The following is a 10,327-nucleotide window of genomic DNA, read 5'->3' on the forward strand; positions in this document are numbered from 1 at the left end:
CTAATACGCCTCTTGACGACACCCGATCCGCTCGGAGAAGTCCTCGGTACCGCGATCCCGTGACAGGTGGATCCAGGTGCCGCGGTCCACGGCGCGCCCCGCGGAACCCGCGGCAGGGGCCGGCGCGGCCGCGGGCTCTGACATCGATGTCGGGACACAGGTGCGGACGGTCTCCGGACCGTCGGGTGCGAGCAGCCCGTGCCGGTGGGCCAGGTAGCCGAGCTGGAAGCGGCTCGTCGCGCCGAGCTGGCGCATGATGGCGGAGACGTGGCGCTGGCAGGTGCGCACCGAGATGCCGAGGGCGCGGGCCGTGGCGCGGTCGTCGTCGCCCTGCATCAGATGCTGCAGTACGGATCGTTTCGCCTGGTCGGCGACGTCCTGGATGAAGGCCTTCTCGTGCGCTTTGCCGATGCGCTCGCCCGTCGCCCACAGCAGGTCGAACATCTCGGCGACGAACGCGACCAGGTCCGGGCTGCGGACGAGCAGCGCCCCGCCCGCCGTTTCCGGGAGCGGGAGGGCGAGCAGGGACCGGTCGAAGACCAGGCAGCGGGCCAGGCCGCCGGAGACCGTCCTCGCCTCGGCCCCGAGCGCCGCCAGCTCCGCCTCGTACCGCACGGTCGGCGGGTCGAACCGGGCCGAGTGCTGGTACAGCGTGCGTACGGGGACGCCCCGGGCGAGCAGGTCCCGGTGCCGGGCGCGGGCGCGGCGCAGTTCGGCCTCGGGCAGGGGGCCGCCCGGCTGGGCGCAGAGCACCTCCTGCGTGCACGCGGCGGACTGCCGGTCGAGGATGCGCCGGAGTTCGGCCGCCGACTCGACGCGCTCCAGCGGCGGTCCCTCCAGGGTGCGTTGGCGTGCCGCGTGCACGATGGCCAGTTCCGCGAGCTGCCCCCGCATGCGCAGCAGGTCGAGCTGGGCCCCCTGGACGCGTTCCTCCCACTGCTTGAGCAACCGCGCGGACACGTCGGTGGGGTTGGTGGCCGCGAAGCAGTCGGGGCCGATCTGCTGGACCAGGCCGCTGGAGACGAGGGCGTCGAGGGTACGGGCCATGGCGGCGGGTTGTGTCCGGGCGAGCAGCTGGCTTCCCTGGAGGGGGCCGTTCTCTGCGAACTCCCGGTAGAGCTCCATCTCCTCGGACGTGAGCTCCCGGGGTCGGTCACGGTCCTGCGGGCGGTTCGGCGCGCCTGGTTTCATTTCGCTGCCCTCTCGTTCGCATTCGTCGCGATCGCGATGCTAGGAGACTCCGCTCCGGCCCTGCCGCCCCAGGAACATGTATCGGACACGCTTCCTGCGTACGGGCCTTGCGGGGAGGCCGGCGCAAGATCCTTGATCCGTGCCGGAATTCGGCGGCGGGCGCGCACCGGCGCACCGGACGGCGCGCCTCCGCCGGGATGGCCGGAACAGGTGGGGCGCCGCCTGAAAGTTGCAGCAAGCACTTGCTGTCGTCTTTCCGACAGTCGGTAAGACGACGGCCGCCCCCCATTGGCGGGCGGCCGCCTCCCCCTCGATGCTGGGACGGGGCGCGCCGACCGGGGATGCGCACCGTGCGGGAAAGGCGAGCATGCATGGATCCCAGACGACCGGCGGGACCCGCCCGCCGGGACCGCCCGGGCCGGCCGCCGCCGCGCTCAGTCGTCCGCCGGATGGACCACCTCGACCCCCTGGTCGCGCAGCACCTCGATCGCGGGGGAGTCCGCGGGGGCGTCCGTCACGACGAGGGCGATCTCCTCCATGGAGCAGATGCGGCCCAGTGCCGCACGGCCGATCTTGTCGGCGGTCGCGACGAGGATCACGCGCTGCGCGGCGGCGACCGCCGCCCGTTTCACCTGGACGTCTTCCAGGTTGTAGGCGGTGGCGCCCTGGACGGGGTCGACCCCGCAGCAGCCCAGGATGAACGTGTCGAAGCACAGCTCCTTGAAGGTCTGCACGGGTGCGTGGCCGTAGAAGGACAGCTCCTCGGGGCGCACCTGCCCGCCGGGCATCACCAGTTGGACGCCGGGGAACGCGGACAGGGTGAAGGCCGCGTGCAGTGACAGGGGTGCGACGGTGAGCTGGCGGTCCGCCATGGCCTTGGCGATGGCCACGGCGGTCGTGCCCGTGTCCAGCGCGACGGTCTCGCCGTCGGTGAGCAGGTCGACCACGGCCCGCGCGAGCCGCTCCTTGGCCTGCGCACCGGACATGGCCCGGATCGCGTAGGGGGGCTCGACCCCGCCCGGCAGGTTGCTCACCGCGCCGCCGCGCACGCGGCGCAGCGCTCCCCGGGACTCCAGTACCTCCAGGTCCCGGCGGATGGTCATCTCGGACGCCCCGGTGGCCAGGGCCAGCTCGGCCACCGTCGCGCGGTTCTGCTGCATGAGCAGTCCCACGACGAACTTGTGCCTCTCCATCACGTTCATGTGTCTGCTTTTAGCACAGGTGGGGGCTGAGAGTCGTCTGGATGTGCGTTTCGAACATTCAAACTGTTGAAATGAACATTCACGATGTGTAGCGTGAGCGGGACGGTGGGAACTTCCTGCTGTTGTGAACGTTGATCGTGTTCATTCGGCCGTGACCGATGAGGAGAGCCATGACCGCCACCCAAGAGGCCGACCTGCCACAGGGGGGGAAGCCCCTCCTCACCACCGTCGCGATCGTCGCCTCGTGCCTGGCGTTCGTGGTGATCGGCGCCCTCCAGGCGCTCTACGGTCCGGCGATCCCGGCCCTCCGGGACGAGTTCGGCATCAGCCCGGCCGTGGCCGGGCTCAGCCTCAGCGCCCACTTCGTCGGCGCCCTCCTCGGGGTGCTGATCTACCACCTCCTGCGCGGCCGCCTGAACAACCGGGTGCTGCTCGGCGGCTCCTACGTGCTGATGGCCGTCGGCGCCGCCGCCTTCGCCTTCTCCCCGAACTGGGCCCTCGCCCTGGCCGGCACCTTCGTCATCGGCCTGGGCTTCGGCGGCATCGACTACGGCCTCAACCAGCTCTTCGCCATCGGCTTCGGCCACCGCAGCACCGCCATGCTCAACCTGCTGAACGGGCACTTCGGCATCGGTGCGATCGCCGGCCCCGCCCTGATCGGCTGGCTCGGGGCCGACAGCTACCCGGAGATCTTCATCGGCACCGGCGTGATCAGCCTGCTGATCCTCGTCACCCTCGGCGGGGTGGCCGCCCGGGAGCCCGCCCCCGCTGCCGTGGAGGGCGGCCCGGCGGGAGGCGCCCGGGTCCTTCCGATCATCGGGGTGTTCATCGGCGTCTACGTCCTGCACGTCGCCATCGAGACCGGCGTCGGCGGCTGGGAGCCCACCCACCTCGAAGCCGTCGGGTACGGCGCCGCCACCGCCGCGACCGCGACCTCCGCCTACTGGGCCGCCATGACCCTCGGCCGGTTCGTCGCCGCACCGATCAGCCTGCGCTGGTCCGCGCCGTCGATCCTCCTCGTCTGCTGCGTCGGCATGGCCGGCTTCCTCCTCCTGGCGACCGTCCCGGCGTTCGCCCCGTACGCGTACTTCGGCGTCGGCCTGATGATCGCGCCGATCTTCCCGACCTGCCTGCCCTGGCTGAACCGCGCCGTGCCCGGCGTGGGCGCCGCCGGCGCCTATGTGATCGCCGCCTCGATGATCGGCGGTGTGGCGTTCCCGCCGCTGCTGGGCGCCGTCATCGACACGATGGAGGTGAAGACGGTGCCGCTGCTGCTGTTCCTGCTCGCCGTCGTCTGCGGCGTACTGAGCCTGTGGCTGCGCCGCAACGCCCCCGACCCCGGGGGCGTGACCGGCCCGCGCGACGCGCGGCGCACGGACGCCGTCACCACACCCCTGAACCCGTAGAACGTGAGTGAGGAACCGAAGGATGAAAGCCGTCCTCTTCGACATGTTCGGTGTCATCGCACGTGTCCAGTCGCCCGAGGCCATGGCCGCCCTGGAGCGCACGGCCGGCGCCGACCCCGACGCCTTCTGGGCGGCGTACTGGTCCCACCGGCCCCCCTACGACCGGGGCGAGGTCACCGGGCCCGGCTACTGGCAGGCGGTCTGCGCGCAGCTGGGTATCCCGCTCGACCGGCGGCTGACCGGGGAACTGACCGAGGCCGACCTCGCGAGCTGGAGCGAGATCGACCCGCGCATGGTGGACCTGCTCGGCGTCCTCGCCGACCGGGGCACCGTGCTCGGCCTCCTCTCCAACATCCCCGAGGACCTGGCCGCCCGGTACGAGGCCACCCAGCCGTGGCTGGAGCGCTTCACGGTCCGCGGCCTCTCCTGCCGGATCGGCAGCGCCAAGCCCGAACCCGCCGCCTACGAGTGGTGCGTCCGTGAGCTCGGCCTGCCGCCCGAGGAGATCCTGTTCGTCGACGACCGGGCCGAGAACGTGGACGCGGCACGCCGACTCGGCCTCCAGGGGCACGTGTTCACCTCCCCCGAAGAACTGCGGGGCGCGCTGGAGACGGCGTTGGCGTGACGCCCCCCGCGCGGCTCTGCGCCCTGTGCGCCGCCGCGCACGGCGACCTGCCGCCGCCGCGCCGCGAGACGGAGACCGGCCCGGGGCAGCCGCGGCGACCCGGAGCCGGGTGCCTTCCCGGCGCACGTCAAGACCGCTCCCCGGCGGCGCCGCCCTCCGCGCGGTGGCCGCGCCGGGGTCCGCGGGGCGGCTGCCCGTCGTACGCGCCGCTACGGCCGGCTCCCGTTCCCCGAGCGCTCCCGCCGGCGCTCCCGCCTTTCCCGGTAAGGGGGCCGGACCGTAAAGGGAGTAAAAAAGATCCACATATCCAAAAGGCCACTTGTCAGGCCGAGTTGGAATGTGATCAGATGAAAGAGAAGGCGCTGCCACGAGATCCCTGTCTCCAACGGGTGAAGTATCCGGGCCGCCCCCCACCGGCATCAAGCCGCCGTATCCGAATTCTTTCCATTGGACGTGAGTTGCAATTCCGCCGTCCATTTTTCTCCGTGATGACGTCTCGAACGACCCGTGTGAGAGGGACCGATGGAAACCAAGGACGTTACCGAGCACATCTATTACCCCGTCAGCGACTACAAGATGGCGCGGGGTGAAGGCGTCTACCTCTACGACGAGGACGGCAGGAGCTACCTCGACTGCGCGTCGGCGACCTTCAACCTGAGCCTGGGATATTCCCACCCGGCCGTCGTCGCCGCGATGAAGGACCAGCTCGACAAGGTGGTCCACATCACCTCCTCCTACCAGAGCGACCCGGTAAACGGCCTGGTCCGGCGGCTGGTCGAGGTCTCCCCGGACAACCTGACGAAGGTGCACCCCAAGGTCTCCGGCGGCTCCGCCGCCAATGAGGGCGCCATTAAGATGGCCCAGATGGCCACCGGCAAGTCCGAGGTCATCACGCTGTTCCGCAGCCACGTGGGGCAGACGATGATGATGACGTCGATGTCCGGGAACGCGTTCCGCCGCGAGCCGTTCCCCAACCTCTTCCCCGGCAGCCTCCAGGTCCCCGACCCGTACTGCTTCCGCTGCTTCTACGGGCAGAAGGAAGGCTCCTGCGGAATGATGTGCGTCGACCGGCTCGAGGACTTCGTCGACTACGCCAGCTCCGGCCGGGTCGCCGCCGTACTCATCGAGCCGATTTCCGGAAACGGCGGCAACATCGTCCCGCCGGACGGCTACATGCAGAAACTGCGCGCCTTCTGCGACGAGCAGAACATCGCCCTCATATTCGACGAGATCCAGACGGGAATCGGCCGCACCGGCCATATGTTCGCGGCCCAGTACTTCGACGTCGAACCCGACGCCATCACCACCGCCAAGGGCCTCGGCGGATCGGGCGCGCAGGTCGCCGCCATCATCACCAACGAGCGGCTCGCCGGCCTCCCCGCGAACCACCACTCGTTCACCTACGGCGCCAACCTGCTGGCCGCCGCCGCGGCCAACGCCACCCTCGACATCGTGCGGCAGCCCGAGTTCCTGACGAACGTCACCCGCACCGGGGACTACATCATGGAACGCCTCAACGACATGAAGCGGCGCTACCCGCAGATCGTCGACGTCCGCGGCGTCGGACTGATGATCGGCTTCGAGATTGCCGAAGCCGACGGCAAGCCCGCCGTGAAGCTCACCAACCACCTGGCCACCAAGGCCATGGACCACGGCCTGATCCTGCGCACCTCGCGCTACGGCTACGGCAACGTCCTCAAGATCCGCCCGCCGCTGATCCTCACCATGGACCAGGCCGAGGAGATCTGCGACAAGCTGGAGAACCTCTTCCTCGCGGAGCTGGCCCGATGACCGCCGGCACCCCTGCGACCCCCGACAACCCGATGAAGCGGCTGCTGACCTCCCTCGGGCAGCACGTCCGCGCCGAACTCCTCGCCTACGAGGCCACCGGCCGCGAGCGCAGCGTCCACGGCGACTCGCCCGGCGGCGACGCCCAGTTCGACGTCGACGAGGTGGCCGAGCAGGCCGTACTGGACTACCTGCGCGAGCACGCCCACGTCCCGGCGGCCCTCTACACCGAGGACGGCTCCTACGTGGAGCTCGCCCCCGATCCGCAGGTCCTCCTCGTCGTCGACCCGATCGACGGCACCCGCCCCACCTCGGCCGGCCTCGAAATGGGCATGGTGTCCATCGCGGCCGCCCCCTACGGCGACGGCAAGCCCACCCTCGCCGACGTCGACGCCGCCTGCCTGGTCGAGATCAAGAGCGGCGCATGGCTCTACGGCGACGACACCGACGGCCTCGACAGCGGCGGATTCGCCACCCCGGTCCCACGGCTGAGCCGCAACACCGACCCGACCCACATGTTCTGGTCGATCGAGTTCAACGGCCACCCGATGGACCTGATGACCCGCGCGTACGGCCACCTCGTGGACAGCTCGGCCAACACGGGCGGCATCTTCGTCTTCAACAGCAGCACCTTCTCCGTCTCCCGCATCATCACCGGCCAGCTCGACGCCTACGTCGACATCGGCAACCGCGTGCTGCGCGACCACCCGGACACCGAAGAGGCGTTCCTGCGGGTCGGCCGCGGCTCGATCCTGCACCTCTTCCCCTACGACATCGCCGCCGTCGTGTACCTCGCCCGGCAGGCCGGCGTCGTCATCACGGACGCCTACGGCGACGACCTCGGCAGCACCTCCCTGGTCGACCTCGGACCGATGAACCAGAAGTCCTGCATCGCCGCCGCCACCCCCGAACTGCACAAGCAGCTGCTCGACACGATCCGCTGGGACCTGGGCCGCGCCGCCGCGCCCGTGAGGGAGGAATCATGAAGGCCCTGACGCTCACCGCCGACCGCACGCTCGCCCTCGTCGACCACCCCAAGCCGGAGCCGCTGGCCGCGGACGACATCGTCATCCGCGTCACCCAGAGCGGCATCTGCGGGACCGACCGCAGCGTCCTCGTCGGCAAGTTCCCGGCCGAGACCGGCGTCGTCATGGGCCACGAGGCCGTCGGCGTCGTCGACTCCACGGGCCCGGGCGTCACCCGCTTCGCCGTCGGCGACCGGGTCATCGTCAACCCCACCCTGTACTGCGGAAACTGCCCCACCTGCCTCGAAGGCCACTGGAACTTCTGCGGCCGCAAGGCCGGGACCGAGGTCGGCCTGGACTACGACGGCTCCTTCGCCGAGTTCATCCGCCTCCCCGAGCTCTTCTGCCACGCGATCCCCGACGACATGGACTTCGACCGCGCCGTCGTCGTCGAACCGCTCGCCTGCGCACTCAACAACATCGAGGCCGGCCGCCTGGCCGCCGGCGAGACCGCCGTGGTCGTCGGCGGCGGCCCCATGGGCGTGGTCACCGCCATGGCCGCCCAGCGCTACGGCGCCACCGTCCTCCTCGTCGAACCCGACCCGGTACGCGGCAGGCTCGGCCAGGAGATCTTCGACGCCCCCGAGTTCGGCGGCCGCGTCACCGTCCACACCCCGGACGACCCCGCCCTCACCGGCCGCGGCGACCTCGTCGTCGACTCCGTGGGCAACCTCCTGGAGCAGAGCATCGGCTACGCCGCCGTGCGCGGCCGCGTCGTCGTGATGGGCTTCAACAGCAACGCCTCCGCCACCGTCCGGCCGCTCACCCTGCTCCAGCGCGGCCTGCAGATCATCGGCGCCGGCGACTACAACAGCATGATCTTCCCCAAGGCCGTCGAGCTGGCCCGGCAGCTGCCGCTCGAGCGCGTGGTCACCCACCGCTTCGCCCTCGCCGACCACGAGGAGGCGTTCAAGGCCCTCGCCGCCGTCCCCGGCGCCGAGTACACCGCCCTGAAGGTCGTCCTCGTACCCCCGCACGACGGAGCGGCCGCATGAGCCCCGCCCCGCGCACCTCGCTCGCCGGAGCGCTCGTGCCCGGCACCACCCGGCCCGTCGTCGTCGGCGAGTACCCGTACTACCGGGCCGCCCCCGCCAACTGGGCCGCCGACCTTCGCGAACTGCGGGCCCTCGGCGTGGACGTCGTCTCCTGCTACCTCCCGTGGCGCTTCCACGAGACGGGTGCGCAGGAGAGCGAACGCTCCTTCGACTTCACCGGGAAGACCGACCCGCAGCGCGACGTCGTCGGACTGCTGGAACTGGCCGCCGCGGCCGGGCTGGGCGTCCTCCTCAAGCCCGGCCCCTTCATCCACGCCGAGGTCCAGCTCGGCGGGCTGCCCGACCGCCTCTGCGGCCCCGGACACACCCCCTACCAGGGTCTGGACGGCAGCGTCCTGACCTCCCAGGGCAAGCCGCTGCCCAGCCTCCTCGACCCGGCGGTCCAGGCCGAGACCGAGACCTGGCTGAAAGCCGTCGCCGACGAGGTCGTCGCCGGGGCCGCGGGCCCCCACGGCCCCGTCGTCGCCCTCCAGCTCGGCAACGAGGGCACCTGCGGCGACGCCCACCTCCCGGTGGACGCCCAGGACGCCTCGCCGGCCGCCCGCCGGGCCTTCGCCCGCTGGCTGACCGGACGCGGCCTGACCGACGAGGCCGCCCTCGCCACCGAGGACGTCACCCGCTGGACCAGCGCGACGCGACAGCAGTGGTCCCGCTGGTCCGGGCACGCCATCGTCGGCCTGTGGGACCGGATCTCCGCGCTCTTCCCCGAAGGTCCGGCCCGGCTGGCCAACGTCCCCCTCACCGCGGTCACCGCGCCGCGCGCCGCCCTCGACGCCTGGGCCGCCCGCCAGCGCGCCGTCCAGGGCTCCGGGTACTTCACCGGCCACACCGAATGGATCGGCAACCCGGCCCGGGAGAGCGCCGCCTTCGGCTCCCACCTGGCCGGGATCCTCCTCGGCGGCACCGACGTGGTCGAGGCGAACTGGGGATTCACCTGGACCGACGAATCCTTCGCCCGGCCCGCGACCCCCGTTTTCAACGCCCTGCTGGCCCTCCTGCTGGGCTCCACCACCGTCAGCGTCTACACCGCCTGCGCCACCGGGAACTGGGGCCCGCTGGTCGACATGGACCCCGAAGGGCTGCGCGCCGAGGGGGTGGACCCCGCCCTGCACGCACCGCCGTACACCCCGGGCGCACCGCTCGCCGAGGGCGGCGCCCACCAGGCCAACGCCGAGGGCCTGCGGCTGCTCGCGGCATTCCTCGAACGCCACGGCGACCTGCTGTCCGGCTCCGTCCTGGACCGTGACGCGGTGGTCCTCGTCGACCGGGCGCTGCCCGAGGCCGGTGCCTGGCAGCGCACCGGCCGCACCGTCCTCGCGGAACTCGCCGACGCGGTGCACGACCAACTGGCCGACTCCGGGCGGCTGATCGGGCTCGGCTGGCTCGACGAGCGGCCGGCCCCCGCCGCGGACGGCACCTCCGTCCCCGTCGCCGTACTGCGGGCCGGGCACCCCGTCGCCGACGGCCCCGGCGAGCTGACGCTCCCGGCCGGCGAGCCCGCGGACGGCGCGGCCGCCGCGTTCCTCGCCGCGTTCGCCGCCGCGCTCCCGGCTCCGGCCGGACCGCGCTGGACCACGGCGCACGGCGCGGCCCGCGTGCTGAGCCGGTCCGGCCCGGGCGGCGTCCGCGTGATCGGCGCCTTCAACCCCACCGACGCCGACGACCGGGTCACCGGTACCGGCACCGGTACCGGCGGAGGCTGGACGCTGGAGCTGCCCGCCGGCTCCGCCGCGGTCCTCGTCACCCGCGACGGCGCACTCGTGGGATGGCTCGCCACCCCCGAGGAGCCGTCCGCGGCCCCCGTCGCCCTCCTCTGGGACGGCGAGCGGCCCGACGCGACACGCGTCCGGGCCTCCTGAGCCCCGGGCGGCGGGGGAGCGCACCTGACAGCGCGCCCCCCGCCGCCCGGCCCTGCCCCTGCCGCCGGGTCGCGGCACCGTGCCGGGCGTTGCCCAGTGCCGGTCCGCCGTCGGTGTCCGACCGGTTGCCGGTCCCGCTCCTGGCTCGGCCCAGCGGTGTCCCGCGACGCGGTGCC

At 72.0% G+C, this 10,327-nt stretch carries 8 protein-coding genes; 6 read left to right on the forward strand and 2 right to left on the reverse strand.

Annotation, left to right across the window (positions count from 1 at the left end):
- On the reverse strand, nt 1-1,125 hold the full coding sequence (locus ACXNSR_RS32710) for a helix-turn-helix transcriptional regulator (RefSeq protein WP_458638959.1): 1,125 nt from the start codon (nt 1,123-1,125) through the stop codon (nt 1-3).
- Between the two features lie 500 nt (nt 1,126-1,625).
- Nucleotides 1,626-2,393, reverse strand: a complete 768-nt coding sequence (locus tag ACXNSR_RS32715; RefSeq protein WP_458638960.1) for a DeoR/GlpR family DNA-binding transcription regulator — start codon at nt 2,391-2,393, stop codon at nt 1,626-1,628.
- A gap of 170 nt (nt 2,394-2,563) precedes the next feature.
- On the opposite strand from ACXNSR_RS32715, the gene ACXNSR_RS32720 reads away from it, so the two are divergent.
- The 6 genes from ACXNSR_RS32720 (at nt 2,564) to ACXNSR_RS32745 (ending at nt 10,151) form a co-directional block, all read left to right on the forward strand.
- Entirely contained in the window at nt 2,564-3,799 is a 1,236-nt protein-coding gene (locus ACXNSR_RS32720) for an MFS transporter (protein ID WP_458638961.1), read from the forward strand.
- A 22-nt stretch (nt 3,800-3,821) separates the two neighbouring features.
- Nucleotides 3,822-4,424: an HAD family hydrolase gene (locus tag ACXNSR_RS32725; protein WP_458638962.1), complete on the forward strand. Its 603-nt coding sequence runs from the start codon at nt 3,822-3,824 to the stop codon at nt 4,422-4,424.
- A gap of 522 nt (nt 4,425-4,946) precedes the next feature.
- Nucleotides 4,947-6,215, forward strand: coding sequence for an aspartate aminotransferase family protein (locus tag ACXNSR_RS32730; protein ID WP_458638963.1), 1,269 nt, complete (start codon nt 4,947-4,949; stop codon nt 6,213-6,215).
- On the forward strand, nt 6,212-7,198 hold the full coding sequence (locus tag ACXNSR_RS32735) for an inositol monophosphatase family protein (RefSeq protein WP_458638964.1): 987 nt from the start codon (nt 6,212-6,214) through the stop codon (nt 7,196-7,198). Before ACXNSR_RS32730 ends, ACXNSR_RS32735 begins: the two co-directional genes overlap by 4 nt.
- Entirely contained in the window at nt 7,195-8,232 is a 1,038-nt protein-coding gene (locus tag ACXNSR_RS32740; RefSeq protein ID WP_458638965.1) for a zinc-dependent alcohol dehydrogenase, read from the forward strand. Before ACXNSR_RS32735 ends, ACXNSR_RS32740 begins: the two co-directional genes overlap by 4 nt.
- Nucleotides 8,229-10,151: a beta-galactosidase gene (locus tag ACXNSR_RS32745; RefSeq protein WP_458638966.1), complete on the forward strand. Its 1,923-nt coding sequence runs from the start codon at nt 8,229-8,231 to the stop codon at nt 10,149-10,151. Before ACXNSR_RS32740 ends, ACXNSR_RS32745 begins: the two co-directional genes overlap by 4 nt.
- Nucleotides 10,152-10,327: the final 176 nt, after the last annotated feature.

The organism is Streptomyces sp. NC-S4 (assembly GCF_054353315.1).